This window comes from Ottowia sp. SB7-C50 (genome assembly GCF_033110285.1).
Taxonomy (GTDB): Bacteria; Pseudomonadota; Gammaproteobacteria; order Burkholderiales; family Burkholderiaceae_C; genus Ottowia.
The window spans coordinates 712,705-739,206 of sequence record NZ_CP136995.1 but is presented as its reverse complement, the minus strand read 5'-3'; the positions used below and the strand labels follow the sequence as shown (position 1 = coordinate 739,206).

28 protein-coding genes are annotated in these 26,502 nt (G+C 67.5%); 2 read left to right on the top strand and 26 right to left on the bottom strand.

The genetic code is table 11. The annotated features are described in order from the left end of the window. Window positions 1-50: 50 nt before the first annotated feature. From R0D99_RS03530 to R0D99_RS03495, 8 genes are all read right to left on the bottom strand, one after another. Complete coding sequence (locus R0D99_RS03530; protein ID WP_317750003.1) at window positions 51-905, bottom strand: D-hexose-6-phosphate mutarotase; 855 nt, start codon at window positions 903-905, stop codon at window positions 51-53. Between the two features lie 107 nt (window positions 906-1,012). After that, window positions 1,013-1,753: a 1-(5-phosphoribosyl)-5-[(5-phosphoribosylamino)methylideneamino]imidazole-4-carboxamide isomerase gene (gene hisA / locus R0D99_RS03525; protein WP_317750002.1), complete on the bottom strand. Its 741-nt coding sequence runs from the start codon at window positions 1,751-1,753 to the stop codon at window positions 1,013-1,015. A gap of 74 nt (window positions 1,754-1,827) precedes the next feature. Next, window positions 1,828-2,499: an imidazole glycerol phosphate synthase subunit HisH gene (hisH, locus tag R0D99_RS03520; protein WP_317750001.1), complete on the bottom strand. Its 672-nt coding sequence runs from the start codon at window positions 2,497-2,499 to the stop codon at window positions 1,828-1,830. Between the two features lie 43 nt (window positions 2,500-2,542). Then, on the bottom strand, window positions 2,543-3,136 hold the full coding sequence (hisB, locus tag R0D99_RS03515; protein WP_317750000.1) for an imidazoleglycerol-phosphate dehydratase HisB: 594 nt from the start codon (window positions 3,134-3,136) through the stop codon (window positions 2,543-2,545). A gap of 2 nt (window positions 3,137-3,138) precedes the next feature. Then, window positions 3,139-4,242, bottom strand: a complete 1,104-nt coding sequence (gene hisC / locus R0D99_RS03510) for a histidinol-phosphate transaminase (protein WP_317749999.1) — start codon at window positions 4,240-4,242, stop codon at window positions 3,139-3,141. Beyond that, entirely contained in the window at window positions 4,232-4,687 is a 456-nt protein-coding gene (locus R0D99_RS03505) for a PIN domain-containing protein (protein WP_317749998.1), read from the bottom strand. Before R0D99_RS03505 ends, hisC begins: the two co-directional genes overlap by 11 nt. Continuing rightward, entirely contained in the window at window positions 4,665-4,901 is a 237-nt protein-coding gene (locus R0D99_RS03500; protein WP_317749997.1) for a CopG family transcriptional regulator, read from the bottom strand. Before R0D99_RS03500 ends, R0D99_RS03505 begins: the two co-directional genes overlap by 23 nt. Window positions 4,902-4,956: 55 nt before the next feature. Further along, on the bottom strand, window positions 4,957-6,156 hold the full coding sequence (locus R0D99_RS03495) for an FAD-binding oxidoreductase (protein ID WP_317749996.1): 1,200 nt from the start codon (window positions 6,154-6,156) through the stop codon (window positions 4,957-4,959). 180 nt (window positions 6,157-6,336) lie between these two features. Between R0D99_RS03495 and R0D99_RS03490 the strand changes: the two genes are divergently transcribed. Beyond that, window positions 6,337-6,918 carry a lipocalin family protein gene (locus R0D99_RS03490; RefSeq protein WP_317749995.1) on the top strand — a complete coding sequence of 194 codons (582 nt, stop codon included), beginning with the start codon at window positions 6,337-6,339 and terminating at the stop codon, window positions 6,916-6,918. A gap of 173 nt (window positions 6,919-7,091) precedes the next feature. Continuing rightward, complete coding sequence (locus tag R0D99_RS03485; protein WP_317749994.1) at window positions 7,092-7,583, top strand: flavodoxin family protein; 492 nt, start codon at window positions 7,092-7,094, stop codon at window positions 7,581-7,583. Window positions 7,584-7,702: 119 nt separating this feature from the next. Here the strand turns inward: R0D99_RS03485 and hisD are convergent, their stop codons facing one another. From hisD to R0D99_RS03395, 18 genes are all read right to left on the bottom strand, one after another. Further along, window positions 7,703-9,022: a histidinol dehydrogenase gene (gene hisD / locus R0D99_RS03480; RefSeq protein WP_317750988.1), complete on the bottom strand. Its 1,320-nt coding sequence runs from the start codon at window positions 9,020-9,022 to the stop codon at window positions 7,703-7,705. Further along, a complete protein-coding gene (locus R0D99_RS03475) occupies window positions 9,019-9,438 on the bottom strand; it encodes a PIN domain-containing protein (protein WP_317749993.1) in 420 nt (139 codons plus the stop codon). Before R0D99_RS03475 ends, hisD begins: the two co-directional genes overlap by 4 nt. Continuing rightward, on the bottom strand, window positions 9,435-9,674 hold the full coding sequence (locus R0D99_RS03470; RefSeq protein ID WP_317749992.1) for a FitA-like ribbon-helix-helix domain-containing protein: 240 nt from the start codon (window positions 9,672-9,674) through the stop codon (window positions 9,435-9,437). The genes R0D99_RS03475 and R0D99_RS03470 overlap by 4 nt, the downstream gene beginning before the upstream one ends. Window positions 9,675-9,739: 65 nt before the next feature. Next, window positions 9,740-10,384 carry an ATP phosphoribosyltransferase gene (hisG, locus tag R0D99_RS03465; protein WP_317749990.1) on the bottom strand — a complete coding sequence of 215 codons (645 nt, stop codon included), beginning with the start codon at window positions 10,382-10,384 and terminating at the stop codon, window positions 9,740-9,742. Window positions 10,385-10,519: 135 nt separating this feature from the next. Next, a complete protein-coding gene (murA, locus tag R0D99_RS03460; RefSeq protein ID WP_317749989.1) occupies window positions 10,520-11,824 on the bottom strand; it encodes a UDP-N-acetylglucosamine 1-carboxyvinyltransferase in 1,305 nt (434 codons plus the stop codon). A 73-nt stretch (window positions 11,825-11,897) separates the two neighbouring features. Then, window positions 11,898-12,140 (bottom strand): BolA family protein, encoded by a 243-nt coding sequence (locus tag R0D99_RS03455; protein WP_317749988.1) that lies wholly within the window; start codon window positions 12,138-12,140, stop codon window positions 11,898-11,900. An 80-nt stretch (window positions 12,141-12,220) separates the two neighbouring features. Further along, window positions 12,221-12,988, bottom strand: coding sequence for an ABC transporter permease (locus tag R0D99_RS03450; protein ID WP_317750987.1), 768 nt, complete (start codon window positions 12,986-12,988; stop codon window positions 12,221-12,223). Between the two features lie 56 nt (window positions 12,989-13,044). After that, window positions 13,045-13,980: an ABC transporter ATP-binding protein gene (locus R0D99_RS03445; protein WP_317749986.1), complete on the bottom strand. Its 936-nt coding sequence runs from the start codon at window positions 13,978-13,980 to the stop codon at window positions 13,045-13,047. 84 nt (window positions 13,981-14,064) lie between these two features. Further along, window positions 14,065-14,376 carry an STAS domain-containing protein gene (locus R0D99_RS03440; RefSeq protein WP_317749985.1) on the bottom strand — a complete coding sequence of 104 codons (312 nt, stop codon included), beginning with the start codon at window positions 14,374-14,376 and terminating at the stop codon, window positions 14,065-14,067. Between the two features lie 19 nt (window positions 14,377-14,395). Then, window positions 14,396-15,037, bottom strand: coding sequence for an ABC transporter substrate-binding protein (locus tag R0D99_RS03435; protein ID WP_317749984.1), 642 nt, complete (start codon window positions 15,035-15,037; stop codon window positions 14,396-14,398). Between the two features lie 126 nt (window positions 15,038-15,163). Next, complete coding sequence (locus R0D99_RS03430; RefSeq protein ID WP_416365962.1) at window positions 15,164-15,949, bottom strand: VacJ family lipoprotein; 786 nt, start codon at window positions 15,947-15,949, stop codon at window positions 15,164-15,166. A 58-nt stretch (window positions 15,950-16,007) separates the two neighbouring features. Continuing rightward, entirely contained in the window at window positions 16,008-16,517 is a 510-nt protein-coding gene (gene mlaD, locus R0D99_RS03425) for an outer membrane lipid asymmetry maintenance protein MlaD (RefSeq protein WP_317749983.1), read from the bottom strand. A 26-nt stretch (window positions 16,518-16,543) separates the two neighbouring features. Further along, on the bottom strand, window positions 16,544-17,323 hold the full coding sequence (mlaE, locus tag R0D99_RS03420) for a lipid asymmetry maintenance ABC transporter permease subunit MlaE (protein WP_317749982.1): 780 nt from the start codon (window positions 17,321-17,323) through the stop codon (window positions 16,544-16,546). Further along, window positions 17,320-18,132, bottom strand: a complete 813-nt coding sequence (locus R0D99_RS03415; protein ID WP_317749981.1) for an ABC transporter ATP-binding protein — start codon at window positions 18,130-18,132, stop codon at window positions 17,320-17,322. The genes mlaE and R0D99_RS03415 overlap by 4 nt, the downstream gene beginning before the upstream one ends. A gap of 110 nt (window positions 18,133-18,242) precedes the next feature. Next, window positions 18,243-18,473: an aldo/keto reductase gene (locus tag R0D99_RS03410; protein WP_416365985.1), complete on the bottom strand. Its 231-nt coding sequence runs from the start codon at window positions 18,471-18,473 to the stop codon at window positions 18,243-18,245. A 229-nt stretch (window positions 18,474-18,702) separates the two neighbouring features. Next, a complete protein-coding gene (locus tag R0D99_RS03405; RefSeq protein WP_416365961.1) occupies window positions 18,703-19,692 on the bottom strand; it encodes a diaminopimelate dehydrogenase in 990 nt (329 codons plus the stop codon). Between the two features lie 410 nt (window positions 19,693-20,102). Then, complete coding sequence (locus R0D99_RS03400) at window positions 20,103-21,578, bottom strand: glutamate synthase subunit beta (protein ID WP_317749977.1); 1,476 nt, start codon at window positions 21,576-21,578, stop codon at window positions 20,103-20,105. Window positions 21,579-21,593: 15 nt separating this feature from the next. Continuing rightward, complete coding sequence (locus R0D99_RS03395) at window positions 21,594-26,369, bottom strand: glutamate synthase-related protein (RefSeq protein ID WP_317749976.1); 4,776 nt, start codon at window positions 26,367-26,369, stop codon at window positions 21,594-21,596. Window positions 26,370-26,502 lie beyond the last annotated feature (133 nt).

Genomic DNA, 26,502 nt, shown 5'->3' with positions numbered 1-26,502 from the left:
CCACTGGCGTCGTGCCCCTTTGGGGGAAGCTGCGCCAGCGGCACAGGCGGTCATCTCTGCAACGTGATCGCCTGCCAGCCAATCCACTCCGCACCGGGCGCCAGCGTCACCGGCACGTCCACGGCCGCCGCCTCCACACACACAAACTGGCGCCATTCGTCTTCAGCCAAGTCGGCGATGCCCGCGTCCGGTCCCGGGTTCCACACCACCACATCGGGCAGCGTGTCGCTCTGGCGCAGCGTGAGCGTGCGCGCCGGCGTGGTCAGGGTCCACTGCAACTCATGGAAGGTGTCGTCAGCGGCGGGGGGCGGCACGTGGTGGACGCGGTCCACCGCGGCGCCGAAGCGCGGAGGCTGGAAAGGGCTGCGGGTGGCGGCCTGCCCGTCCGACATCAGGGTGCGTTCGAGCCCGCTCAGCTGGGCCTGCGCCACGTCCGCCACGCGCAGGTAGCTGTGCAGCGCGGTGGTGAAGCTGAACGGCGCCTGGCCCAGGTTGCTGACATCCAGCGTCACGGTGAGCTGCCCCGGCGCCAGGTCGATCTTCTGGCGCAGCTGAAATTCGTGCGGCCAGGCGGCACGCTCGGCCTCGGTCAGATCGGCGGGTGTCAGTTCCAGCAGCAGGCTGGTGTCGTCGCGGCCATGCAGCCGCCACGTGGCATGGCGCGCAAAGCCGTGCTTGGGCAACGGCCCGCGCATGTTGAACTGGGGCCAGCAGACCGGGATGCCGCCGCGAATCGCCTGCCCGTCCGACGCCGATGCGGCGGGGCTGAGGTACAGCAGTTCCTCGCCATCGTCCACGCGCCAGTGCAGCACCTGGCCGCCGTGAGACGAAACGGAAACGCGATCGCCCGTGGGCAACTCAAGAGTATGGTCGGCAAGGCCGCCGAACAGGCTGGCAAGGTTCATGGTGACGGCATTGTTCCAGCGCGCCGGCGCGCTGCACGTCAGCCAAAGGCGCGTCTTGAAGACGCGGCTTTCAAGTACTGGACCCGGCGCGCGCGGCGCCGCGCCGCTCAACCGTTCAGTTCGTCGGCGCGGGCCTGCGCCTGGGCGAAGTCGAGGTCGCCCGAATAGATGGCGCGCCCGCAGATGACGCCTTGCACGCCTTCGCTTTCGACCGCGCACAGCGCCTCGATGTCGGCCATGTTGCTGAGGCCGCCCGAGGCGATGACGGGAATCGTCAGCGCCTGCGCCAGCTTGACCGTGGCGTCGACGTTGATGCCGCTGAGCATGCCGTCGCGCCCGATGTCGGTGTAGATGATGGATTCGACGCCCCAGTCCTGGAACTTGCGGGCCAGGTCAACCACTTCATGCCCGGTCAGCTTGCTCCAGCCGTCGGTCGCCACCTTGCCGTCCTTGGCATCCAGGCCGACGATGACGTGGCCGCCGAATGCGGTGCACGCGTCCTTCAGGAAGCCCGGGTTCTTCACCGCCGCGGTGCCGATGATGACGTAGGAGATGCCGGCGTCGATGTATTTTTCGATGGTGTCCAGGTCGCGGATGCCGCCGCCCAGCTGCACCGGAATGTCGTCGCCCACGGCGGCCAGGATGGCCTTGATGGCCGAAAGGTTCTGCGGCTTGCCGGCAAAGGCGCCGTTCAAATCGACCAGGTGCAGGCGCCGCGCGCCCTGTGCCAGCCAGTGCGCGCCCATGTCGGCGGGCGACTCGCTGAAGGTGGTGACCTGGTCCATGTCGCCCTGTTTCAGGCGCACGCAGTGGCCGTCTTTCAAGTCGATGGCGGGAATCAACAACATACCGATGGAGCCTCAAGCGTTGGCAATGAAAGTCGCACTCACGCTGAACGTTGAACGCTCAACGCCGAACCTCTTCAGGGGTTCCAGTGCAGGAAGTTGCGGTACAGGGCCAGGCCCTGGTCGGCACTTTTTTCGGGGTGAAACTGGGTGGCAAAAATATTATCGCGCGCCACGGCCGAGGTAAAGCGGCCGCCAAAGTCGGTTTCGCCCACGCTGTGGCGCGCATCCCGCGGGCGGGCGTAGAAGCTGTGCACGAAGTAGAACCACGCGCCATCGGCCACGTCGCCCCACACCGGGTGCGGGCGGCTCTGGTGCACGCGGTTCCAGCCCATCTGCGGCACCTTGTAGCGGCTGCCGTCGGGCGCGGTTTGACCCGCGCAATCAAATTTCAGCACTTCGCCACCGATCAGCCCCAGGCCCGGCGTGCCGTCGGCCGTGCGGCCCTCGGCGCTGTGGTCCAGCAGCATTTGCATGCCCACGCACACGCCGAACAGCGGCTTCGTAGCCGCTGCCTCCAGCACCGATTCGAGCAAGCCGGATTCGCGCAGTTCACGCATGCAGTCGGCCATGGCGCCCTGCCCCGGCAACACCACGCGGCTGGCGGCGCGCACCACGTGCGGGTCGGCCGTGATGACCGCCTGCACGCGCGTGTCGGTGGTGGCATGGATCACTGCCTGCGCCACCGAGCGCAGGTTGCCCATGCCGTAATCGACCACGGCCACCGTTTGATTCACTACTAAATTCATAGCTAATAGCGCTTGATGGACAGGCGCTGGAGGCCGATTTTAGTTAAAGCGTTCCCTTGGTGGACGGAATCGTGCCCGCCATGCGCGGGTCCGGCGTCAGTGCCATTCGCAGCGCGCGTCCAAAGGCCTTGAAGATGGTTTCGGCCTGGTGGTGGGCGTTGACGCCCTTCAGGTTGTCGACGTGCAGCGACACCAGCGCGTGGTTGACGAAGCCCTGGAAGAACTCGTGGATGAGTTGCGTGTCCAGCTGGCCGATCATGCCGGCGGTGAACGGCGCGTCCATCACCAGGCCGGGGCGGCCCGAAAAATCGACCACCACGCGGCTCAGCGCTTCATCCAGCGGCACATAGCTGTGGCCGTAGCGCGTGAGGCCCTTCTTGTCGCCCACGGCCTGCCGCACGGCCTGGCCGATGCAGATGCCCACGTCTTCGACGGTGTGGTGGCCGTCGATGTGCAGGTCGCCCTCGCATTGCACGTCGAGGTCGATCAGGCCGTGGCGCGCGATCTGGTCGAGCATGTGGTCAAAAAAGCCGATGCCGGTCTGCAGCCGGGACTGGCCGGTGCCGTCCAGGTTGAGCTGGACGGTGATCCTGGTTTCGGCGGTGTCGCGTGATACGCGGGCGGTACGTGGTTCCATGGTCATAGCGAGGCCTCGAGGGCTGCCAGCATCTGCGCGTTTTCGTCGGCGGTGCCGACGGTGAGGCGCACGCATTGGGCCAGCAGCGGGTGCATTCTAGAAACGTTCTTGATGAGGACGCCGCGCTGGCGCATGCCGTCGAACGCGCGGGCTGCGTCGGGCACGCGCACCAGCAGCATGTTGGCGTCGCTCGGGTACGGGGTGACGCCCGGCAGCCGGGCCAGCGCGTCGATCAGCGCGGCGCGCTGCGTGCGGATGTCGGCCGCCTGCGCGGCAAACACGTCGGCGTGCTCGACGGCGAACAGCGCGCATTCTGCATTCAGCACGCTGATGTTGTAGGGCGGGCGCACCTTGTCGACTTCGGCGACGAGCGCGGCGTCGCCCAGCATGTAGCCGATGCGCACGCCCGCCAGGCCAAACTTGCTGAGCGTGCGCATGATGAGCACGTGGCGGTGCGCGGCGGGCGCGGCGCGCGCGTTCTCGATCCAGCTGCGCGCGGCAAAGGGCTGGTAGGCCTCGTCCATCACCACCAGGCCGCCCTGCGCGCCCTGCGCGGCGATCAGGCGCTCGATCACGCCCGCGTCCCACAGCGTGCCGGTGGGGTTGTTGGGGTAGGCCAGGTACAGGATGGCGGGCCGGTGCTGCGCGATGGCGGCCAGCATGGCGGCTTCGTCCAGTTCAAAGTCGGCCGTCAGCGGCACGCCGTGGAAGGCCAGGCCCTGCAGTTGCGCGCTCATGGCGTACATGACGAAGCCGGGCATCGGCGCCAGGATGGCCGCGCCGGGAATGTCGCACGCCATCGCCAGCAGGCTGATCAGCTCGTCCGAGCCGTTGCCCAGCATCAGCGACCAGCCTTCGGGCGGCGCGGCCCACGCGTGCAGCGCGGCGCGCAGTTCGTCCACGCGCGCGCCGGGGTAGCGGTTGATGGCAACTTCGCCCAGGCGCCGGCCCAGCTCGGCCTGCAGCGCGGGCGACAGGCGATGCGGGTTCTCCATCGCGTCCATCTTCAGCAGGCCGGTCGAGTCCTGCACGGCATAGGCGTGCATCGACTGCACGTCCTGGCGGATGCGGGCGAGCGGGTTGGGGCCAGTGGTTTCAGGTTTCATCGGGCGATGGCAATTCGTCGGGGCGGACCAGAAAGGGATTGATGACTTGCACGGTTTCAAAGCGCTGCTGGTGCTGCAGATCTTCGCTGAGCAGATAGTGGCAACCCTGCTGCTGGGCGGATGAGACGATCAGCGCGTCCCAATAGCTGAGCGCGTAGCGGTCTTGCAGCGCCCAGGCGCCGTCGATGACGTACGTATCCAGGTGCGGCGGTTGCCACTGTCGCAGGTTGCGCACCTGCGCGCGCGCCTGCTGAACCGGCATCACGGTGCGGAATTTGGTGATGGCGTTGTTGTAGAACTCGTTGAGCACCTGCGTGCTGATGCGCCCGACTTCTTCCGTCCAGCACCACCTAACCCATTCGCGCGCACGCGCCTGCTTGGGCAAGTCACGGGCGTCGACCGTGTACAGAAATACGTTGGTGTCAACGAAAACGAGCGCGCTCATACATCTCGTCGCGGGTCAGGTAAGGGCCGTCGCTCACGCCCCAGGTTTCAAAACGCAGGGCGTTGCGCATGGCTTGGGCGTAAGCGTCTTCTTGACGCATCTTCTCGGCCAGCATCTCGCCGACCATGCGCGACACACTGCTGCCGCGCCGCGCCGCCTCCACCCGCGCCCATTCGAGCACGCTGTCTTCCACGGTGATGGTGACGTTCTTCATGCCCGCGAGTGTACACGAAATTCGTGTTGCACGAATTTCGTGTAAACAATCGGGGTCAGATCACGTTTTTCTCGACCAACGGCTGATTGGCCAACACCCGCGCCCAGCCCAGCGGCGACAGGTCCAGCGTGCGATACCCTCCGTGCGCAATCCATTCCGCCACGCCGCGCCCCACGGCGGGCGCCTGCTGCAGGCCGTGGCCCGAAAAGCCGTTGGCAAAGATCAGGTTGTCGCAGGCGGGGTGCGGGCCGATGATGGCGTTCTGGTCGAAGGTGTTCATCTCGTAATAGCCCGCCCAGGTGCGCTGCAGGCGCAGCGCCTCGAAGGCGGGGATGCGCTCGGCCAGGCGGGGCCAGACGAAGTCTTCGAAGGCGTGGTGGTCGGGCTCGTCCAGCGGCAGTTCGTCGCCGTCCTGGTCGGCGTGCGGCGCAAAGCCGGTGATGAAGCCCGTGCCTTCGGGGCGCAGCCAGATGCCGGACGGGTCGATCAGCAGCGGGCAGCGCGGCAGCGGCTCGGGGCAGGTCACATGAAACACGGTGCGCCGGCGGGCAAACACCGGCAGGTCGATGCCGGCCCAGCCCGCCACCGCGCGCGCCCAGGGGCCGGCGGCGTTGACGACCACATCGGCGTCGATTTGCTCACCATTTGATAGCTTGATCCGCTTGATGGACGAGCGCGACAGCCCATTTTCGACCTCAAACCCGACCGCCTCGGCCGCCACGTAGCACGCGCCCTGCGCCCGCGCCTGGGCGCGAAACGCCTGCAGCAGGCTGTAGCCGTCGAACCAGCCCTCGCCCGACAAGCCCAGCGAACCCAGCGCCAGCCCGTCGGTGCACAACCAGGGAAAGCGCGCGCGCAGTTCACCGGGTGTCAGCAGCGCCACGTCGGCACCGGCGGCGCGCTGCACGGCGTGGTTGTCGCGCAACACGCCCTCGCCCGCCGGCGTGGCCAGGTACAGGTAGCCGCCTTCGTGCAGGCCCACGCAGGGCGGCGGTTCGCCCGGCACGGCCAGTTCGCGCTCCGCGTCGCGCAGCACGCCGATGCCGTAGGCCGAAATCGCCATGTTGATGGCGGTCGAAAACTGCTGCCGGATTGACGACGCCGACAGCGCCGACGACGCGCGGGCGTAGCTGAAGTCGCGCTCCAGCACCGTCACGCGGCACGGGCGCGCGGCCTGCGCCTCGGGCTGGGTCAGGTAGCGCGCAATGCTGCTGCCGATGGCGCCACCGCCGATGATCACCACATGTTCGCTCATGGGCGTATTCTCGGCGGCGCTGCGTCGCTGCGTTTTTTATAGCTGCAAGCGCTTGTCCATCCAGCGCCAGAACGCCAAAACATGCGCAAACGCCGCGCCGCCGCGTGCTCCCGGCGACCGAAATCGCGGCCTGCGCCTACAGCCCGCCGGCGCCGCGGGCCGCTATGCTGTTGAACCAAGATGAAACTGAGATCGATCGCATTGCTTGGAGCGGGCGGCTGGGCGCTGTACCGCATGGCGCAGCACCTGGGCGTGCCGCCCGGCGTCGAGCCGGTGCAGCCCTTCAGCCTGACCCGCTACCTGGGCCGCTGGTACGAGATTGCCCGCATCGACCACGGCTACGAGCGCGGCCTGACCGACGTCACCGCCGACTACCGGCTGCTGGCCGGCGGCAAGGTGCAGGTCACCAACCGCGGCTTCGACCCGGCGCTGCGCCGCTGGCGTGAGGCGCAGGCCAGTGCACAGCCCATTGCCGGCGGGGCCGACGCGCACCTGCAGGTCAGCTTCTTCTGGCCGATTCGCGCCAGCTACATCGTGTTCGCCGTCGACGACGACTACCAGCACGCGCTGGTCAGCGGCCCCACGCACGACTACCTGTGGCTGCTGTCACGCACCCCACAGACCCGCCCCGGCGCGCGCGCCACGCTGCTGGAGCAGGCGCGCGACGCCGGCTTTGACACCGGCCGCCTGACCTGGGTCGACCAGCGCCGCAACCTGGCGGGCCTGTCGGCCGGCCTGCCGCGGCGCAAGCTGGTGCGCTGACCAGTGTCGTGTCACCGATCATCTGTCGGGCTGCGCTTGCCCTCGACTCGCAGCGCGGCGTTGCAGCCCTTGCCCATACTGCCCGGTATGGGCTGCGGCCTGCGCCTTGCGCAGCGCGCCGATGGCCGCGCGCTGCCGGCGACATCTGATCGGTGACACGGCACTGGCACCGCATGAAGACGCTGCTGGTCGTCTATCACTCCATGACCGGCGGCTCGGCCCAACTGGCGCAGGCCGCCGTGCGTGGCGCGCAGGCCGAAGCGGGTGTGCAGGTGCGCCTGCTGACCGCGCCGCAGGCCGGCCCCGACGACGTGGTGGCCGCCGACGCCTACCTGTTCGCCCTGCCCGAAAACCTGGCGGCCATCGCCGGGTTGATGAAGGATTTTTTCGACCGTTGCTACTACCCGGTGCTGGGCCGCATCGAAGGCCGGCCGTACGCCACCATCGTCTGCGCCGGCAGCGACGGCAGCAACGCCGCCCGCCAGACCGAGCGCATCGCCACCGGCTGGCGGCTGAAGCCCATCGCGCCCGCGCTCATCGTCTGCACGCGCGCGCAGACGCCCGAGGAAATCCTGGCGCCCAAGCACATTGCACCTCATGACCTGAAGCGCGCCGAAGAACTGGGCGCGGCGCTGGCGGCGGGGGTGGCGATGGGGGTGTTCTGATCACAGCGCCCCTGCCAGACGCTGCCGATACTCCCCCTGCACATCATCGCCAGCGCTTATTCAGCGAGCGCTGAAGCCACATACTCCCCCATTGAGCCTGCCGCGGGCTCGTCCCGCAGTCAGGCCTTGAGCCGCAGCTCCGCCGCCCGCGCATGCGCCTGCAGCCCCTCGCCATGCGCCAGCACGCTGGCGATGCGGCCCAGCGTCTGCGCGCCGGCTTCGCTGACCTCGATCAGGCTGGTCCGCTTCTGGAAGTCGTACACCGACAGCGGCCCTGAAAAGCGCGCCGTACCGCTGGTGGGCAGCACGTGGTTGGGGCCGGCGCAGTAGTCGCCCAGGCTTTCGCTGGTGTAGGCGCCCAGAAAGATGGCGCCGGCGTGGCGCAGCAGCGGCTCCCAGCGGTGCGGGTCGCGGCTGCTGACTTCCAGGTGCTCGGGCGCGATGCGGTTGCTGATGTCGCACGCCTCTTCCATGCTGCGCGTCAGGATCAACGCGCCGCGGCCGCTCAGGCTCTTGGCGATGATTTCGGCGCGCGGCATGTCGGGCAGCAGGCGGTCGATCTCGCGCTGCACGGCGTCGATGTAGGCGGCGTCGGGGCACAGCAGGATGGACTGCGCCAGCTCGTCGTGCTCAGCCTGGCTGAACAAATCCATCGCCACCCAGTCGGGCGGCGTGCTGCCGTCGGCCAGCACCAGAATCTCCGACGGCCCGGCGATCATGTCGATGCCGACGGTGCCAAACACGTGCTTCTTGGCGCTGGCCACATAGGCGTTGCCGGGGCCGGTGATCTTGTCGACCTTGGGGACGGTGGCGGTGCCGTAGGCCAGCGCCGCCACGGCTTGCGCGCCGCCCACGGTGAAGGCGCGCGACACGCCCGCCACGTGCGCGGCGGCCAGCACCAGCGGGTTGCGCTCGCCCTTGGGCGTGGGCACCACCATGATGATCTCGCCCACGCCCGCCACGTGCGCCGGAAGGGCATTCATCAGCACGCTGGACGGGTACGCCGCCTTGCCGCCCGGCACGTAGATGCCGACGCGGTCGAGCGGCGTGACCTTCTGGCCCAGCAGCGTGCCGTCGTCGTCGCGGTAGGTGGCGGTCTGCCCGCCCTGCGTCTTCTGCCACTCGTGGTAGCGGCGGATGCGCGCGGCGGCCTGCGTCAGGGCGTCGCGCTGGTCGGCAGGCAGGCTGTCGAAAGCGGCCTGCAATTCGGCGGCCGTCAACTCCAGCGCGCCCATGTCGGCGGCCGGCACGCCGTCGAAGCGCGCGGTGTATTCGAGCACCGCCGCGTCGCCGCGCGCCCGCACGTCCGCCAGGATGTCCTTCACCCGCTGCTCGATGGCGTCGTCCTGCTCGGCGCTCCAGTGCAGGCGCTGCTTGAATTTCTGTTCAAAATCGGCGTCGACGGTGGACAGACGGGCGGGTGCAGCTATTAATTTCATAGTTTCCACGGATCGAGTGTTTTCAGTCCCGCGGCCTCGAAAGGCGCGGTGTCGCGCGTGGCCACCGCCAGGTCATGCGCGGCCGCCACCGCGGCGATGTAGCCGTGGGCCGGCGCAATGGCGCGGCCGGCAGCGCGTGCCGAGGCGCGCAACGCGGCGTAGGCACGCGCCGCAGGTTCATCGAAGCTCAGGATGCGCCCTTCAAACAAAGGCAGCACGCGCTGCTCCAGGCTGGCCAGCAGCGCGTCGCGGCGGCGCCCTTCGGGCAAGGCAGCGATGCCAAAGCGCAACTCGGCCAGGCTGATGGTGCACAGGTACAGCGTCTCGATGGCCTGCGCGTCGATCCAGGCCAGCACACGTGCATCGCCCGCCGGCCGCAGCGGCTCGGAGATGACGTTGGTGTCCAGCAGAATCATGAAAGATCGATGGGCTCGGCGGGCGTCTGGTCGCGCTGGATGTCAAGTTCCACGCCGCCCGCCTCGCGCCCGATCTCAGCCAGCAACGAGCCCAGCTTCACGCGCCGCGCGGGGCGCACGGCGTCTTCGATGATGGCGCGGATTTCGGCCTCGGTGCTGCGGCCGTGCTGCGCCGCCCGCACGCGCAAGGCGCGGTGCGTTTCATCGGGCAGGTTGCGGACGGTGAGTGAAGCCATGACGGCAGAAGTCCATGAAATGATGGCAATGAGATCATTTTATCAAAAATGCCATCAACTGCGCGTCAAGCCGGCCGCGCCACCGCCTGGGCAAACGCGTCGATGATGCGCCGGATGGCGGGGGTCTTGAGCTTGAGCGCGGCCTGGTTGACGACCAGGCGCGAGCTGATGTCCATGATGTGCTCGACTTCGACCAGGTTGTTGGCCTTGAGTGTCTTGCCGGTGCTGACCAGGTCGACGATGGCGTCGGCCATGCCGGTGAGCGGGGCCAGTTCCATGCTGCCGTAGAGCTTGATCAGGTCGACGTGCACGCCTTTTTCGGCGAAGAAGTCGCGCGCGATGGTGGTGTACTTGGTAGCGACGGTGATGCGGCTGCCCTGGCGCACCGCTTTGGCGTAGTCAAAGCCGGCGGGCGCGGCCACGGACATGTGGCATTCGGCGATGTGCAGGTCGAGCGGCTGGTACAGGCCCGCGCCGCCGTGTTCGATCAGCACGTCCTTGCCCGTCACGCCGATATCGGCGCCGCCGTATTCGACGTAGGTGGGCACGTCGGTGGCGCGCACCAGCACCACGCGCACGCCGTCCTGGTTGGTCGGCAGGATGAGCTTGCGCGAGGTTTCGGGGTCTTCCAGCACCTCGATGCCGGCGGCGGCCAGCAGCGGCAGGGTCTCGTCGAAGATGCGGCCTTTGGAGAGGGCGAGGGTGATCACGTTGAATCTCCTGGACTTGACCGGACGCGAAGAGCGCGAAAGCCCGCGAAGGACGCAAAAGAACAGCCAACCAAGGGTTTCTTTCGCGTCCTTCGCGTCATCTTTGCGTCCTTCGCGTCCGGTATTTTTTTCTGACTAGCTGACCCGTTCAATGTCCGCCCCGATGGCACGCAGCTTTTCTTCCATCTGGTCGTAGCCGCGGTCCAGGTGGTAGATGCGGTCGACCAGCGTTTCGCCGTCGGCCACCAGGCCGGCGATGACCAGGCTGGCCGAGGCGCGCAGGTCGGTGGCCATCACGGTGGCGCCGGACAGTTGCGGCACGCCTTCGATGGTGGCGGTGCGCCCGTCGACGTGGATCTGCGCGCCCAGGCGCACCAGTTCGTTGACGTGCATGAAGCGGTTTTCGAAGATGGTTTCGGTCACCACGCTGGTGCCGCGCGCCACGCAGTTGAGCGCCATGAACTGCGCCTGCATGTCGGTCGGGAAGCCCGGGTATTCGGTGGTGCGAAAGCCTTGCGCCGTCAGCGCGCGGCTACCGGGGCTGCGCACGCGGATGGCATGGTCCTGCGGGCCGCCTTCGCAGTCGGGGCCGCCAATGGCCTCGATCTCGGCGCCGGCGTCGCGCAGTTTTTCGACCACCGCGTCCAGGTGGTGCGCGCAAGCGTGCAGCAGCGTCGCCTCGCCGCCCGTGGCAGCCACGGCGCACAGGAAGGTGCCCGCTTCGATGCGGTCGGCCACCACCTGGTGTTCGCAGCCATGCAGGCGCGGCACGCCCTGGATGCGGATGCGGCTGCTGCCATGGCCTTCGATCTTGGCGCCCATCTTGATGAGCATCTCGGCCAGGTCGGTGATCTCGGGCTCTTGCGCGGCGTTTTCGAGCACCGTCTCGCCTTCGGCCAGGCAGGCGGCCATGAGGAAGTTCTCGGTGCCGGTCACGGTGACCATGTCGGTGGTGATGCGCGCGCCCTTCAGGCGCGTGGCGCCCTCGGGCAGGCGGGCCACCATGTAGCCGTGCTCGACGTCGATCAGCGCGCCCATGGCCTGCAGGCCCTTGATGTGCTGGTCGACCGGGCGCGAGCCGATGGCGCAGCCGCCCGGCAGCGACACGCGTGCGCGGCCAAAGCGCGCCAGCAGCGGCCCCAGCGCCAGCACCGAGGCGCGCATGGTCTTGACCAGTTCGTACGGCGCTTCGGGCGTCAGCGGGTCGGCCGCATGAAAGCTCATGCCGCCGCGCTCGCCATGCGTTTCGACGGCGACGCCCATGTTTTCAAGCAGGCGGCGCATGGTGCGCACGTCGTGCAGGCGCGGCACGTTGGTCAGCTTGACCGGGTCGGCCGTGAGCAGCGTGGCGCACATCTCGGGCAGCGCGGCGTTCTTGGCGCCGGAGATGGTCACCTCGCCCTTCAGCGGGCGCCCGCCGCGGATCAGCAGTTTGTCCATGGTTCAGCTCGTTCAGGTATCAAACAGGCCGCCTGCGCTTGCTGGACAAGCGCGAGCAGCTATCAAAACTATATCAATCGCGCTGCGCCGCCCATTCGGCCGGCGTCAACGTCTTCATTGACAGCGCGTGCACTTCGTCGGACGCCATGCGCTGGCCGAGCGTGGCGTACACGCGCTGGTGGCGCGCGATGGGGCGCTTGCCTTCGAATTCGGCCGAGACGATGGTGGCGAACCAGTGGCGGCCATCGCCTTCCACTTCGAGGTGTTCGCACGCCAGGCCGGCGGCGATGATGTGCTTGAGTTGGTCTGCGGTCATTTTGGGAGGTGGGGCGTCGGGCGTTCAGCGTGGCGCGTCGGGCGGAATGGGCGTCTCGCGGAACGGGGCACGCCGAACCTTCAGCTTCTCAGTTTGTAGCCCGTCTTGAGCAAATGCAGCGTCAGCATCGACACCGCCAGCAGCGCGCCGCCCGCCACGCCCAGACTGAGCCAGGGCGACACGTCGCTGACGCCGAAGAAGCCGTACCGGAAGCCGTCGATCATGTAGAAGAACGGGTTGAGGTGGCTGAGTTTCTGCCACACGGCGGGCAGTGAATGGATCGAGTAGAACACGCCCGCCAGGAAGGTCATGGGCATGACGATGAAGTTCTGGAACACCGCCATCTGGTCGAACTTGTCGGCCCACAGGCCGGCCAGCAGGCCCAGCACGCCCATCAGCGCGGCGCCCATCACGGCGAAGGCCAGGATCCAGCCCAGCGAGGCCGCGCGCGGCGGCGCGTACAGCAGCGTGATGACGTACACGCCCAGCCCCACCACCAGCCCGCGCGCAATGGCCGCGCCCACGTAGGCGATGAACCAGTGCCAGGCCGACAGCGGCGTCAGCAGCGTGAACACCAGGTTGCCCATGATCTTGCTCTGCACCAGGCTGGACGCACTGTTGGCAAACGCGTTCTGCAGCACGCTCATCATCACCAGCCCCGGCACCAGGAAGGCGACGTAGCCGACGCCAGGGTAGACCTCGACCCGGCCCTGCAGCACGTGGCCGAAGATCATCAGGTACAGCACCGCCGTCAGCACCGGCGCGGCAATGGTCTGGAAGGCGACGCGCCAGAAGCGCAGCACTTCCTTCTTCAGCAGCATCTTCCAGCCGTCGTTGGGTGCCGGCATGGCCTGCAGGTGCGCGGCGCCGCCCAGCGGCAGCCCGACGGCGCGGGTCAGCTCGCTCATCGCACGGCCTCGGCAGCCGGCTGGCCGTTCATCAGGGCGATGAACACGTCTTCAAGGTCGGCCTTGCGGATTTCCATGTCTTCCACTTTCACGCCGCCCTGGCGCAGCGCGGCCAGGTGGCGTTCGATCTCGTCAGGGCCCTGGGCGGGCAATTCGACAATGCGCCCCGTGACGCGCGCCAGCGCGGCCAGGTCGGGCGGCAAGGGGTTATCGGTCTTGAAATACAGCACGTTGGCGGTGGCGTTGTTCAGCAGCGTGCTGGTGCGTTCCAGGGCAATCACCTGCCCCTTCTTGAGCATGGCGATGCGCTGGCACAGCGCCTCGGCTTCTTCGAGGTAGTGCGTGGTCAGCAGCACCGTGTGGCCCTGGCGGTTGAGCGCGGCGACGAACTGCCACAGCGTCTGGCGCAGTTCCACATCCACGCCGGCCGTGGGTTCGTCCAGCACGATGACGGGCGGCTTGTGCACCAGCGCCTGGGCCACCAGCACGCGGCGCTTCATGCCGCCCGACAGCTGCCGCATGTTGGCCTTGGCCTTGTCGGCCAGCCCCAGACCGGACAGCAGTTCGTCGATCCAGTCGTCGTTCCTGTGCAGGCCAAAGTAGCCGGACTGGAAGCGCAGCGCCTCGCGCACGGTGAAGAACGGGTCGAACACCAGTTCCTGCGGCACGATACCCAGGTGCCGGCGCGCCTGCACGAAGTCGGTCTGCACGTCGTGGCCGTAGACCAGCACCCGGCCCGAGGTGGCGCGCGCCAGCCCGGCCAGGATGGAGATCAGCGTGGTCTTGCCCGCGCCGTTGGGGCCCAGCAGGCCGAAGAATTCGCCGGCTTCGATGTCGAAGCTGACGTCGTCAAGGGCTTTGAGGGGCGCGGAACCGGGCTTGCCCGAGGCCGGGTAGACCTTGGACACCGATTGAAAGGAGATGGCGGGCATAGGCAACCCGCCATTTTACGATCGCGGCGATTTCTTGCCCGTGCCCCAGGTGACGCCACCGGGCGCGGCGGGGGTTTCAGGCGATCAGGCGGCGGGGGTGGCGGGCCGGGCGCCGTCGTCCGCCGGCGCCGCGTCGGCCAGCAGGGCCGAGACGCCGTACAGGTCCGCCAGCTCGCGCAAACGCGGCGCCAGGCCGCGCACGGCGAAGCCCTTGCCGTCGTGCAGCACGTCGCGCCGGCATTCCAGCAGCACGGCCAGCGCGGACGAATCGAACCGCGTCAGCGGGGTGGCATCGACCAGCACCTGCGCGCCGCGCTCGGCACGCGCGGCCTCGCGCAGCATCGTCAGGCAGGTGTTGGCCTGCGCAAACGTCAATTCGGCGGGCAGCACGGGCATGGCGCGGGTTCCCGGGCGATCAGCTGGCGTTGTTGGCGCGGTTGCGCTCGGACAGCGACTTGATGAGCGCGTCCACGCCGCCCGCACTGAGCTGCTGCGCGAACTGGGGCCGGTAGTTGTCGACCAGCCAGACGCCGACCACGTTCAGGTCGTAGATCTTCCAGCCCGCGCCCTGGCCGGGCGTGCGCTCCATGCGGTAGTCGACCTGCACCGGGTCACCCTGGCCGCGGATCAGCGTGCGCACGGTGACTTCGTTGTCGCTCGGCTGCGCGCGCAGCGGCTGCACCTCGACGGTCTGGTTCTTGACCTGCTTCAGCGCGCCAGCGTAAGTGCGCACCAGCAGGGACTTGAATTCCTGCTGCAGGCGGCTGCGCTGCTCGGCCGACGCCTGGCGCCATGCCGGGCCGGTGGCCGACGCCGTCATGCGGGCAAAGTTGACGTTGGGCATGATCTTGGCGTCCACCACCTGCATGATGCGGTTGATGTCGCCTTCCTGCAGGTTCTTGTCGCTCTTGATGGTGTCGAGCACTTCGGCGGTCAGGCGCGAAATCATGGCGTTGGGCGCCTCGTCGGCGCGCGCCCAGGGCGCAGCCGCGACCGCCAGCGCGCCCAGGGCGGCGGTGGCGATCTTGACGAGGGTGCGGCGGGCAATCAGGTTCATGGCGCAATTCTCTTTCTGTCTACGGGTCGCGGGGCGTGCACGAAGGTGCGATCTGCCCCGCCTGTCTTGGAACGCCTGACGCGCCGGGGGTTCCGCGCGGCTGTGACAAAGTGTGCGGGCGGCCGGTCAGCGTGCCGGGGCGGCAGCCGGCGCTGACGCCGGTGACTCCGGCGCCGGCTCCAGGTCGTAACGCTCCTCGTCGCGCGGCGGATTACCGTCGAACACGTCATTGCGCCGCTTTTGCAGGAAGGCGTCGCGCTGGAAGGTGTAGCGGTCGAGCGCCGCCGATTCGAGCACCTCGGTAACACCCAGCAGGCCGGCGCGCGTCTGCACGATGTCCAGCCCGGTGAGCGAATTGCGCACCGGCACGTCCGACACATGGCCGACCGGCTTGCCGTACATGTCGACCGGCAATGCCACCGTGTCGCGCAGGGTGGACGGCCCCAGGATCGGCAGCACGAAATAAGGCCCCGTCGGCACGCCCCAGCGGCCCAGCGTCTGGCCGAAGTCCTCGCGGTGGCGTTGCAGGCGCATCTCGGTGGCGGGGTCGAGCACGCCGCCCAGGCCCATGGTGGAGTTGATGACCACGCGCCAGAACGAATGCAGCGCGGCCTCGGGCTTGGCCTGCAGCACGTTGTTGACCAACGACCACGCATCGCCCAGGTTGCCGAAGAAATTGTTGACGCCCGTGCGCACCGGCTGCGGCACGACGTCGCGGTAGGCGGTCGCCACCGGCTTGAGCACCGCCGTATCGACGGCGTCGTTGAAGCGGTACATGGAGCGGTTGTACGGCTCCCACGGGTCACGCGGGTCGGCGCCCGGCGCCGTGGCGCACCCGCCGAGGAGCGCCAGCAGCGTGGCGCAGGCCAGCATCTGCGCCCGGCGCCAGCCGTGAAGGAGTGGAGATGTCATGGGATTCACCTTGAAGGGACGCGCCGCACAGCGCTGGCCACGCCCCCACCGTCTTGCATTATTTACCCGCCGCCGGCGCCTTGCCGTTGGCTCCGCCGCCCGCATTACCCGTGTTGCTGGCAGCACTGTTGAACAGGAACTGGCTGATCAGGTTCTCGAGCACCACGGCGGACTGGGTGTGCGTCACGTTGTCACCCGCGGCCAGGTTTTTCTCGTCGGCACCGGCCTCGACGCCAATGTACTGCTCGCCCAGCAGCCCGCTGGTCAGGATCTTGAGCGAACTGTCCTTCGGAAAGTGGAAGCGCGGGTCCATGTCCATCTCGATGCGCGCCTGGAAGCGCTGGTCGTCGAAGCCGATGCTGGCCACGCGGCCCACCACCACGCCGGCGCTGCGCACCGCCGCCTTGGGCTTGAGCCCGCCGATGTTGTCGAAGTTGGCCGTGATGCGGTAGCCGCGCTGGAAGTTGAGCGACAGCAGGTTGGCCGACTGCAGCGCCAGGAACACCAGCGCCACCAGCCCCAGCATCACGAACAGTCCGACCCAGAAATCATTCTTGGAACGTGGCATGCGCGTTCTCTCCTAAGTAAATTCCATCAGCTGAACATCAGTGCCGTCAGCACGAAGTCCAGCCCCAGCACCAGCAGCGACGCCATGACCACCGTGCGCGTGGTGGCGCGCGCCACGCCATCGGCCGTGGGCTTGGCCACATAGCCCTGCAGGAGCGCGACAAAGGTGACGGCGATGCCGAACACCACGCTCTTGACCACGCCGTTGCCCAGGTCGGCCCACACGTCGACGCCGCCCTGCATCTGGCTCCAGAAGGCGCCGGGATCGACGCCGATCATGGGCACGCTGACGATCCAGCCGCCCATCACGCCGACCGCGTTGAACACCGCCGTCAGCAGCGGCAACGCGATCACGCCGCCCCAGAAGCGCGGCGCTATGATGCGCTGCACCGGGTCGACCGCCATCATCTCCATGGCGCTGAACTGCTCGCCCGACTTCATCAGCCCGATCTCGGCCGTCAGCGACGTGCCGGCGCGGCCGGCAAACAGCAGCGCCGACACCACTGGCCCCAGCTCGCGCAGCAGCGACAGCGCCACCATCATGCCCACCGCCTCGGCCGAGCCGTAGCGCTGCAGGATGTTGTAGCCCTGCAGCGCCAGCACGAAGCCGACGAACAGGCCCGACACGCCAATGATGGCCAGCGAATAGTTGCCCAGAAAGTGGATCTGGTCGCGCACCAGCGAAAAACGCCGGAAGGTCGGCCCGGCCAGCTTGATCAGCCGCCAGAAGAAGCGCGTGGCATAGCCCAGGTCGGCCAGGCCGCCGCGCACCGCAAAACCGACGTCGGACGGGCGCCACCAGCTCAAGCCTGCACCCCGAAATCCTGCTCGGCCGTCGGGCCGGGGTAATGAAACTGCACCGGGCCGTCGACGTCCATGCCGATGAACTGGCGCACCAGCGGGTCGGTGCTGGCACGCACTTCGTCGGGCGTGCCTTGCGCGGCCACGCCGCCGTCGGCCAGGATGATCACCTGGTCGGCGATGTGAAAGGTCTCCTGCACGTCGTGCGACACCACGACGCTGGTAATGCCCAGCGCATCGTTCAGGCGGCGGATCAGGCGCGCGGCCGTGCCGAGCGAAATCGGGTCAAGCCCGGCAAAGGGCTCGTCGTACATCACCAGCTCGGGGTCGAGCGCAATGGCCCGCGCCAGCGCCACGCGCCGCGCCATGCCGCCGGAAATCTGCGCCGGCATCAGCTCGCGCGCGCCGCGCAGGCCCACGGCGTCCAGCTTCATCAGCACGATGTCGCGGATCAGCGCGTCGGGCAGCGCGGTGTGCTCGCGCAAGGGAAAGGCCACGTTCTCGAACACCGACAGATCGGTGAACAGCGCGCCAAACTGAAACAGCATGCCCATGCGCCGGCGCATGGCGTACAGCTGCGCTTCGGACATGCGGCCGACGTCCTGGCCGGCCACCAGCACCTCGCCGCGCTGCGCCCTGTGCTGCCCGCCGATCAGGCGCAACACGGTGGTCTTGCCGCCGCCCGACGCCCCCATCAGCGCCGTCACCTTGCCGCGCGGCACGGTGATCGACAAGTCGCGCAGCACCGGCCGCTCGCCGTAACCGAAGGTCACGTCGCGCAACTCGACCAGGGCATCGACAGCGGGGGTACTCATGACATCAAAAAAGCCGGCTGAACAGCCGGCGACCGAATGATACGGGATTGGCCCGCAGCCGCCTCCCTTGCCGGGTGTAGCGGGTACGGGCGGCTGACCGTGCAGCAGCCTCAGGCGTTGGGTGTTTCCATGCCGATGACGCCCGCCTCGGCGTAGCGGCATCCCTGCGCGGCGCCTTGGCCGAGCACGGCCTCGACGCGTTCGATCTGGGCCGGCGCGAGCTTCACATCAGCCGCTGCCATGTGCTCGTCCAGCCGGCTGACGCGGCGCGTGCCGGGGATGGGGATGACATGCGATGGCCCAACCAGCAGCCAGGACAACGCCAGTTGCGCGTTGGCCAGACCCCATTCGCGCGCCAGTGCACCCAGTTGATCGACCAGGCGCGCATTGGTCGCGCCCGTCAGCGTCGCCAGCGATTCGGCGTCGTCGCTGGCGCCGTAGAACTGGCTCATGCCCATGCAGCCGAGGCCGATGGGGACTACCGGCGGCAGGCTGCGACCACTGCGCGAGGACGGGCAGGCATGTAGCGATCTCCAGAAAAAGCGGCGGCGCCGCTTGGCGCAGATTGCCTTACAGCAACTCGGCGCGCAGCTGCTCGGCGCTTTTGGGCGACAGCAGGCCAGGCGCGACGTCGAACACCGTCCTGGCGCCGTACTCGCCGCGCTGATGCAGGCGGTGCACGGCGCGGGCGTAGGCCACCAGCACGCTGGCGGTGAACTCGGGGTTGCTGCCCAGCTTCAGGCCGTATTCGACGATCTGGGTGTTGCCCACGCTGGTGGTGCCGCTGCGGATGACGAAACCCCCGTGCGGCATGGCGCCGTGGTCGCGGCGCAGTTCATCGGCGCTGATGAAGGTGACGGTGGTGTCGTACTCGTCAAAGTAGTGCGGCATGGTGACAATGGCCTGCCGCACCGCATCGGCATCGGCGCCCTCTTGCAGCACCACGAAGCATTCGCGCGTGTGCTTTTGCCGCGTGCTCAAACTGGGGCGCGTGCCGCTGCGCACCTGCTCCACGGCCGCCGGCACCGGCACGGTGTATTGCACGCCGCCGGCCACGCCGGGCACGCGGCGCACGGCGTCCGAGTGACCCTGGCTCAGGCCCTTGCCCCAGAAAGTGTAGGTGGCGCCTTCGGGCAGCAGGGCCTCGCCCATCACGCGGTGGATCGAGAACATGCCGGGGTCCCAGCCGGCGGAGATCAGCGCCGTCCTGCGGTTGGCGCGGGCGGGCGCATCGACGGCGGCGAAGTACTCGGGGATGCGCGCGTGGGTGTCGAAGCTGTCGACGGTGTTGAACAGCGCGGCGAGCGCCGGGCCTTGCTGAGGCAGGTCTTCCTTGGAGCCGCCACAAAGGATCAGCACGTCGATCTGGCCCGCGTGGCCGGCCAGCGCGTCCATGCCGTGCACGGGCGTGCCGGCGATAAGCGACTGCAGTTGCGCGGGCGGGCGGCGGGTGTAGATGCCGACGAGCTGCATGTCGGCGTTGCGCGTCAGCGCGGCCTCAACGCCGCGGCCCAGGTTGCCGTGACCGGCGATGGCGATACGGATGGGAGCAGAAGTCATGGCGCGGCTTGTACCACGCATCAGGAACCCCGCACGCTACGGGCCCATGCCCCCGCCGTGGTTGAAGGGGTGCGCGCGGCGCGTCAAGCCATCATCCCGACGCCGATTCGGGCTCGGGGCGCCCCCCTCAACGCGGCAGGTCGCTCGACCCCATCAAGAACGCATCCACCGAGCGCGCCGCCTGGCGGCCCTCGCGCCACGCACGCGGCCAGCGTGCGTGTTCACATGCCGCCCGCCGGGCGATCCGCGAGGGCCGCGCCCCTACGCATCAGCGAGGCAAGGTGCTGGAGCCCATCAAGAACGCGTCCACCGAGCGCGCCGCCTGGCGGCCTTCGCGCCACGCACGCGGCCAGCGTGCGTGTTCACATGCCGCCCGCCGGGCGATCCGCGAGGGCCGCCGCCCCTACGCCTCAACGGGGCAAGGTGCTGGAACCCATCAAGAACTCATCCACCGAGCGCGCCGCCTGGCGGCCCTCGCGGATCGCCCACACCACCAGCGACTGCCCACGACGCATGTCGCCGGCCGCGAACACCTTCTTGACGTTGGTGGCGTAGCTGCCCGCGCCTTCGGTGCCGGCCTTGGCGTTGCCGCGCGCATCCTTGTCGACGCCGAACGCCTCGAGCACGCTGGCCAGGGGGTTGGTGAAACCCATGGCCAGCAGCACCAGATCTGCCGGCCATTCCTTTTCGGTGCCGGGCACTTCGGTCAGCTTGCCGTCCTTGAACTCGACCTGCACCGTGGTCAGGCTCTTGACCTTGCCCTTGTCGCCGTTGAACTGCTTGGTGGAGATGGCGAATTCGCGCTGCGCGCCCTCTTCGTGGCTGGACGAGGTGCGCAGCTTGATTGGCCAGTAGGGCCAGACCAGGGGCTTGTTCTCCTGCTCGGGCGGCATGGGCATGACTTCGAACTGCGTCACGCTCTTGGCGCCGTGGCGGTTGCTGGTGCCCACGCAGTCGCTGCCGGTGTCGCCGCCGCCAATCACGATGACGTGCTTGCCCTTGGCCGAGATGGCATCCTTGAGCTTGTCGCCGGCGTTGGCGCGGTTCTGCTGCGGCAGCAGTTCCATGGCGAAGTGCACGCCGTCGAGATCGCGCCCCGGCACGGGCAGGTCTCGCGACTGCTCGGCACCGCCGGTGAGCAGCACGGCGTCGAACTCCTGCGTGAGCTGCGCGGCCGACACGGTTTCCTTGGCCAGGTTGGTGACCTTGGCGCCCGGGCCTTCGCCCGGCATGCCGCCGACCAGCACGCCGGTGCGAATCGTCACGCCCTCGGCCTGCATCTGTTCGACGCGGCGGTCGATGTGCGACTTGTCGAGCTTGAAATCAGGGATGCCGTAGCGCAGCAGGCCGCCGACGCGGTCGTTCTTTTCGAACAGCGTCACGTCGTGACCGGCGCGCGCCAGTTGCTGCGCGGCGGCCAGACCGGCGGGGCCGGAGCCGACCACGGCCACTTTCTTGCCCGTCTTGACCTTGGGTGCGCGCGGCGTGACCCAGCCTTCATCCCAGGCGCGGTCGATGATGGCGTGCTCGATCGACTTGATGCCCACCGGGTCGTTGTTGATGTTCAGCACGCAGGCTGCCTCGCAGGGCGCGGGGCAGATGCGGCCGGTGAACTCGGGGAAATTGTTGGTCGAATCGAGCACCGCGAAGGCGTTCTTCCAGTCGCCGCGAAACACCAGGTCGTTGAAGTCCGGAATGATGTTGTTGACCGGGCAGCCCGAGTTGCAGAACGGCGTGCCACAGTCCATGCAGCGCGCGCCCTGTTGCTTGGCCTGCGCATCGTCCAGGCCGATGACGAATTCCTTGTAGTGCTTGACGCGCTCAGCCACGGGCGCGTAGCCCTCTTCGATACGCTCGAATTCCATGAAGCCGGTGACTTTTCCCATGATGTCGAATCCTTCTTACTTGGCCGGGGTCGCTTCTTTTTTGGTAGCTTTCGGCGCTTTGTCTGCCTGCGCCAGCGCCTGATTGCGGGCATGAAGCTCGCCCAGCGCGCGCTTGTACTCGGTCGGGAAGACCTTGACGAACTTCTCGCGCGTGGCGGCCCAGTTGTCCAGCAACTCGCGCGCGCGGCGGCTGCCGGTCCAGCGCAGGTGGTCGTCGAGCAGTTTCTTGAGCTGCTCCTCGTCCGTCTGGCCGCGGTGCCAGGTGCCGATGTCGCCAGCGGCCTTCTGCTCGGTGGCAGGCAGCACTTTTTCCAGCGTCACCATCGACAGGTTGCAGCGCTTGGTGAACTGGCCGTCCTCGTCGTACACATAGGCCACGCCGCCCGACATGCCGGCAGCGAAGTTGCGGCCGGTCTTGCCGAGCACGGCCACGGTGCCGCCGGTCATGTATTCGCAGCCGTGATCGCCCGTGCCTTCGACCACCGCCGTGGCGCCCGACAGGCGCACGGCAAAACGCTCGCCCGCCACGCCAGCGAAGAAGGCCTCGCCCGTCGTCGCGCCATACATCACCGTGTTGCCAACGATGATGTTGTCGGCCGCATTGCCGCGGAAGTCCAGGCTGGGGCGGATGGCGACGCGCCCACCCGACAGACCCTTGCCGGTGTAGTCGTTGGCGTCACCAATCAGTTGCAGCGTGATGCCATTGCACAGGAAAGCGCCAAACGACTGGCCGCCCGTGCCTTCAAGCTGGATGCGGATGGTGTCGTCGGGCAGCCCTTCAGGGTGCACCTTGGTCACCGCGCCTGACAGCATGGCACCGACGGAGCGATTCACGTTGCGCGCCGTGTCCATGATCTTGACCGACTCGCCCTTGTCGATGGCGGGGCGCGCTTTTTCGATCAGGCGGTTGTCGAGCGACTTGTCGAGGCCGTGGTCCTGGTTCTCGACGTGGAAGCGCGGCACGTCGGCCGGCACATCGGGCTGCGCGAACAGGCGGCTGAAGTCCAGGCCCTTGGCCTTCCAGTGCTCGATGCCCTTCTTCATGTCGAGCAGGTCGCTGCGCCCGATCAGGTCGTCGAAATTGCGGATGCCCAGCTGCGCCATGATCTGGCGCACTTCCTCCGCGACGAAGAAGAAGTAGTTGACCACGTGCTCAGGCTTGCCGGTGAACTTGGCGCGCAGCACCGGGTCTTGCGTGGCCACGCCCACCGGGCAGGTGTTGAGGTGGCACTTGCGCATCATGATGCAGCCTTCCACCACCAGCGGCGCGGTGGCAAAGCCGAACTCGTCGGCGCCGAGCAGCGCGCCAATCGCCACGTCGCGGCCGGTCTTCATCTGCCCATCGGCCTGCACGCGGATGCGGCCGCGCAGGCGGTTGAGCACCAGGGTCTGCTGCGTTTCGGCCAGGCCAATTTCCCACGGGCTGCCGGCGTGCTTGATCGACGACCAGGGCGACGCGCCCGTGCCGCCGTCGTGGCCGGCGATCACCACGTGGTCGCTCTTGCACTTGGCCACTCCGGCGGCGATGGTGCCCACGCCCACTTCGCTCACCAGCTTGACGCTGATGTCGCTGTGCGGCGCCACGTTCTTCAAATCGTGGATCAGCTGCGCCAGGTCTTCGATGGAATAGATGTCGTGGTGCGGCGGCGGGCTGATGAGGCCCACGCCCGGCACGCTGTGGCGCAGCTTGCCGATGTAGTCGCTGACCTTGCCGCCGGGCAGCTGGCCGCCCTCGCCCGGCTTGGCGCCTTGCGCCATCTTGATCTGGATCTGATCGGCGCTGCTCAGGTATTCGGCCGTGACGCCAAAGCGGCCCGACGCCACCTGCTTGATCTTGCTGCGCAGGCTGTCGCCGGCTTGCAGCGGGTAGTCCACCTCGAAGATGTTGCCCAGCAGGTCGGACATGGTCTGGCCCTGCTTGATGGGGATCCCTTTCAGTTCGTTGCGGTAGCGCAGCGCGTCTTCGCCGCCTTCGCCGGTGTTGCTCTTGCCGCCGATGCGGTTCATGGCCACGGCCAGCGTGGCGTGCGCTTCCGTTGAGATGGAGCCGAGCGACATGGCGCCGGTGGCAAAGCGCTTGACGATTTCCTTGGCCGGTTCCACTTCATCGACCGGAATGGCTTTGGCGGGGTCAACCTTGAACTCGAACAGCCCGCGCAGCGTCATCTGGCGCTGGCTCTGGTCGTTGATGAGTTGCGCGTATTCCTTGTAGGTGTTCCAGTTATTGGCGCGCGTGGAGTGCTGCAGCTTGGCGATGGCGTCGGGCGACCACATGTGCTCTTCGCCGCGCGTGCGCCAGGCGTATTCGCCGCCGGCGTCGAGCATCGTCGCCAGGACCGGGTCGTCGCCGAAGGCCGCCTGGTGGCGGCGCATGGCTTCTTCGGCGATCTCGAACACGCCGATGCCCTCCACGCGGCTGGCGGTGCCGGTGAAGTACTTGTTGATCGTGTCACTGTTGATGCCAATCGCTTCAAAAAGCTGGGCGCCGCAGTAGCTCATGTAGGTGCTCACGCCCATCTTGGACATGATCTTGGACAGGCCTTTGCCGATCGCCTTCACGTAGTGGTAGATGGCCTTTTCGGCGCTCAGGTCGCCCGGCAAATCCTTGTGGATGGCTGCCAGCGTGTCCATGGCCAGCCACGGGTAAACGGCTTCGGCGCCGTAGCCCGCCAGCACGGCAAAGTGATGCACTTCGCGCGCACTGCCTGTCTCCACCACCAGGCCGGCGCTGGTGCGCAGGCCTTCGCGGATCAGGTGCTGGTGGATGGCCGAGAGCGCCAGCAGCGCCGGAATGGCCAGCCGATCACGGCCCACACCCTTGTCGCTGATGATGAGGATGTTGGCGCCGCCCTTGATGGCGTCCACCGCCTGCGCGCACAGGCTGGCCAGGCGCGCTTCGACGCCTTCAGGGCCCCAGGCCAGCGGGTAGGTGATGTCGAGCACGGCGCTGCTGAACTTGCCCTGCGTGTGCTTGGCGATGTCGCGCAGCTTGACCATGTCGGCGGCGTCCAGCACGGGCTGGCTCACCTCCAGCCGCATGGGCGGGTTGACCTGGTTGATGTCGAGCAGGTTGGGCTTGGGGCCGATGAAGCTGACCAGGCTCATCACGATGGCTTCGCGAATCGGGTCGATCGGCGGGTTGGTCACCTGCGCGAACAGCTGCTTGAAGTAGTTGAACAGCGGCTTGGTGCGGTCGGACAACACGGCCAACGGGCTGTCGTTGCCCATGGAGCCAATGCCTTCCTCGCCGTTGACGGCCATCGGGCTCATCAGGAACTTGATGTCTTCCTGCGTGTAGCCAAAGGCCTGCTGCAAATCGAGCATGGCGGGCGGCGTGGTCTCGACGCCGGACGACTGCGGCTCGGTCTCGCCAATCGGCAGTTCCTCGGCGTCCATGCCGGCGACGGGCTTGACCACGTCGTCGAGGCGAATGCGCAGGTCTTCGATCCAGCGCTTGTAGGGCTTGGCGTTGGCCAGGCTGGCCTTGACCTCTTCGTCGTCGATCATGCGGCCCTGTTCCAGATCGATCAGGAACATCTTGCCGGGCTGCAAGCGCCATTTCTTGACGATCTTGTGCTCTGGAATCGGCAGCACGCCGGATTCGGAGCCCATGATGACGATGTCGTCGTCGGTCACGCAATAGCGCGCCGGGCGCAGGCCGTTGCGGTCCAGCGTGGCGCCGATCTGGCGGCCGTCGGTGAACACGATGGAGGCGGGGCCGTCCCACGGCTCCAGCATGCTCGCGTGGTATTCATAGAAGGCGCGGCGGCGCTCGTCCATGGTGGTGTGCTGCTCCCACGGCTCGGGAATCATCATCATCGCCGCCTGCGCCAGCGGGTAGCCGGCCATGGTCAGCAGTTCGATACAGTTGTCGAAGGTGGCGGTGTCGGACTGGTCGGGAAAGCTGATGGGGTACAGCTTCTTCAAATCAGCGCCCAGCACGGGCGAGGACATCACCCCCTCGCGCGCGCGCATCCAGTTGTAGTTGCCCTTGACCGTGTTGATCTCGCCGTTGTGCGCCACGTAGCGGTACGGGTGCGCGAGCGGCCACTCGGGGAAGGTGTTGGTCGAAAAGCGCTGGTGCACCAGGCCCAGGGCGGAAACGCAGCGCTCGTCTTCCAGATCGCGGTAGTAGGTGCCCACTTGATCGGCCAGCAGGAGGCCCTTATAGATCACCGTGCGGCTGCTCATGCTGGGCACGTAATACTCTTTGCTGTGCTTGAGCTTGAGCGCCTGGATGTGCGCGCTGGCCGTCTTGCGGATGACGTACAGCTTGCGCTCCAGCGCGTCCTGCACGATCACGTCATGCCCGCGGCCGATGAACACCTGGCGGATGATCGGCTCCTTGGCGCGCACCGTGGGCGACATGGGCATGTCACGGTTCACCGGCACGTCGCGCCAGCCCAGCAGCACCTGGCCCTCGGCCTTGATGGCGCGCTCCAGTTCTTCCTCGCAAGCCAGGCGCGACGCGTGCTCCTTCGGCAAAAAGATCATGCCGACGCCGTATTCGCCGGGCGGCGGCAGCTTGACGCCCTGCTTGGCCATCTCTTCGCGGTACAGCTTGTCGGGCATCTGGATCAGGATGCCCGCGCCGTCGCCCATCAGCTTGTCGGCGCCCACGGCGCCACGATGGTCCAGGTTCTCCAGGATCTTCAGCGCGTTGGTGACGATGGCGTGGCTTTTCTCGCCCTTGATGTGCGCCACGAAGCCGACGCCACAGGCGTCATGCTCCTGTGCCGGGTCATACAGGCCCTGCGCTTGCAGCAGTTCTTTTTCGGCGGGCGTGTTCATCGCAACTCCATCCATCGCAATTCAAAGAAAGACCGCGAAGCATAGTGCACTGCAACAATTTCGCCAAGCACTTTTAATTGGGGTCAGATGACAATTTATATCTACTTGAGTTGACGAAAATTTAATTGGGGAC

Excerpts from the sequence above, each read along its gene's own strand:
- murA (WP_317749989.1), bottom strand. The coding sequence starts at position 11,824 with ATGGACAAACTGCTGATCCGCGGCGGGCGCCCGCTGAAGGGCGAGGTG.
- R0D99_RS03530 (WP_317750003.1), bottom strand. The coding sequence starts at position 905 with ATGAACCTTGCCAGCCTGTTCGGCGGCCTTGCCGACCATACTCTTGAG.
- R0D99_RS03505 (WP_317749998.1), bottom strand. The coding sequence starts at position 4,687 with ATGAGCGCGCTCGTTTTCGTTGACACCAACGTATTTCTGTACACGGTC.
- R0D99_RS03470 (WP_317749992.1), bottom strand. The coding sequence starts at position 9,674 with ATGGCTTCACTCACCGTCCGCAACCTGCCCGATGAAACGCACCGCGCC.
- R0D99_RS03395 (WP_317749976.1), bottom strand. The coding sequence starts at position 26,369 with ATGAACACGCCCGCCGAAAAAGAACTGCTGCAAGCGCAGGGCCTGTAT.
- R0D99_RS03400 (WP_317749977.1), bottom strand. The coding sequence starts at position 21,578 with ATGGGAAAAGTCACCGGCTTCATGGAATTCGAGCGTATCGAAGAGGGC.
- R0D99_RS03455 (WP_317749988.1), bottom strand. The coding sequence starts at position 12,140 with ATGACCGCAGACCAACTCAAGCACATCATCGCCGCCGGCCTGGCGTGC.
- R0D99_RS03430 (WP_416365962.1), bottom strand. The coding sequence starts at position 15,949 with ATGACATCTCCACTCCTTCACGGCTGGCGCCGGGCGCAGATGCTGGCC.
- R0D99_RS03475 (WP_317749993.1), bottom strand. The coding sequence starts at position 9,438 with ATGATTCTGCTGGACACCAACGTCATCTCCGAGCCGCTGCGGCCGGCG.
- R0D99_RS03415 (WP_317749981.1), bottom strand. The coding sequence starts at position 18,132 with ATGAGTACCCCCGCTGTCGATGCCCTGGTCGAGTTGCGCGACGTGACC.
- R0D99_RS03485 (WP_317749994.1), top strand. The coding sequence starts at position 7,092 with ATGAAGACGCTGCTGGTCGTCTATCACTCCATGACCGGCGGCTCGGCC.
- R0D99_RS03440 (WP_317749985.1), bottom strand. The coding sequence starts at position 14,376 with ATGCCCGTGCTGCCCGCCGAATTGACGTTTGCGCAGGCCAACACCTGC.
- hisH (WP_317750001.1), bottom strand. The coding sequence starts at position 2,499 with ATGAATTTAGTAGTGAATCAAACGGTGGCCGTGGTCGATTACGGCATG.
- R0D99_RS03435 (WP_317749984.1), bottom strand. The coding sequence starts at position 15,037 with ATGAACCTGATTGCCCGCCGCACCCTCGTCAAGATCGCCACCGCCGCC.
- mlaD (WP_317749983.1), bottom strand. The coding sequence starts at position 16,517 with ATGCCACGTTCCAAGAATGATTTCTGGGTCGGACTGTTCGTGATGCTG.
- R0D99_RS03450 (WP_317750987.1), bottom strand. The coding sequence starts at position 12,988 with ATGCCGGCACCCAACGACGGCTGGAAGATGCTGCTGAAGAAGGAAGTG.
- hisA (WP_317750002.1), bottom strand. The coding sequence starts at position 1,753 with ATGTTGTTGATTCCCGCCATCGACTTGAAAGACGGCCACTGCGTGCGC.
- hisD (WP_317750988.1), bottom strand. The coding sequence starts at position 9,022 with ATGAAATTAATAGCTGCACCCGCCCGTCTGTCCACCGTCGACGCCGAT.
- hisB (WP_317750000.1), bottom strand. The coding sequence starts at position 3,136 with ATGGAACCACGTACCGCCCGCGTATCACGCGACACCGCCGAAACCAGG.
- R0D99_RS03500 (WP_317749997.1), bottom strand. The coding sequence starts at position 4,901 with ATGAAGAACGTCACCATCACCGTGGAAGACAGCGTGCTCGAATGGGCG.
- R0D99_RS03490 (WP_317749995.1), top strand. The coding sequence starts at position 6,337 with ATGAAACTGAGATCGATCGCATTGCTTGGAGCGGGCGGCTGGGCGCTG.
- R0D99_RS03495 (WP_317749996.1), bottom strand. The coding sequence starts at position 6,156 with ATGAGCGAACATGTGGTGATCATCGGCGGTGGCGCCATCGGCAGCAGC.
- R0D99_RS03445 (WP_317749986.1), bottom strand. The coding sequence starts at position 13,980 with ATGCCCGCCATCTCCTTTCAATCGGTGTCCAAGGTCTACCCGGCCTCG.
- hisC (WP_317749999.1), bottom strand. The coding sequence starts at position 4,242 with ATGAAACCTGAAACCACTGGCCCCAACCCGCTCGCCCGCATCCGCCAG.
- R0D99_RS03405 (WP_416365961.1), bottom strand. The coding sequence starts at position 19,692 with ATGACTTCTGCTCCCATCCGTATCGCCATCGCCGGTCACGGCAACCTG.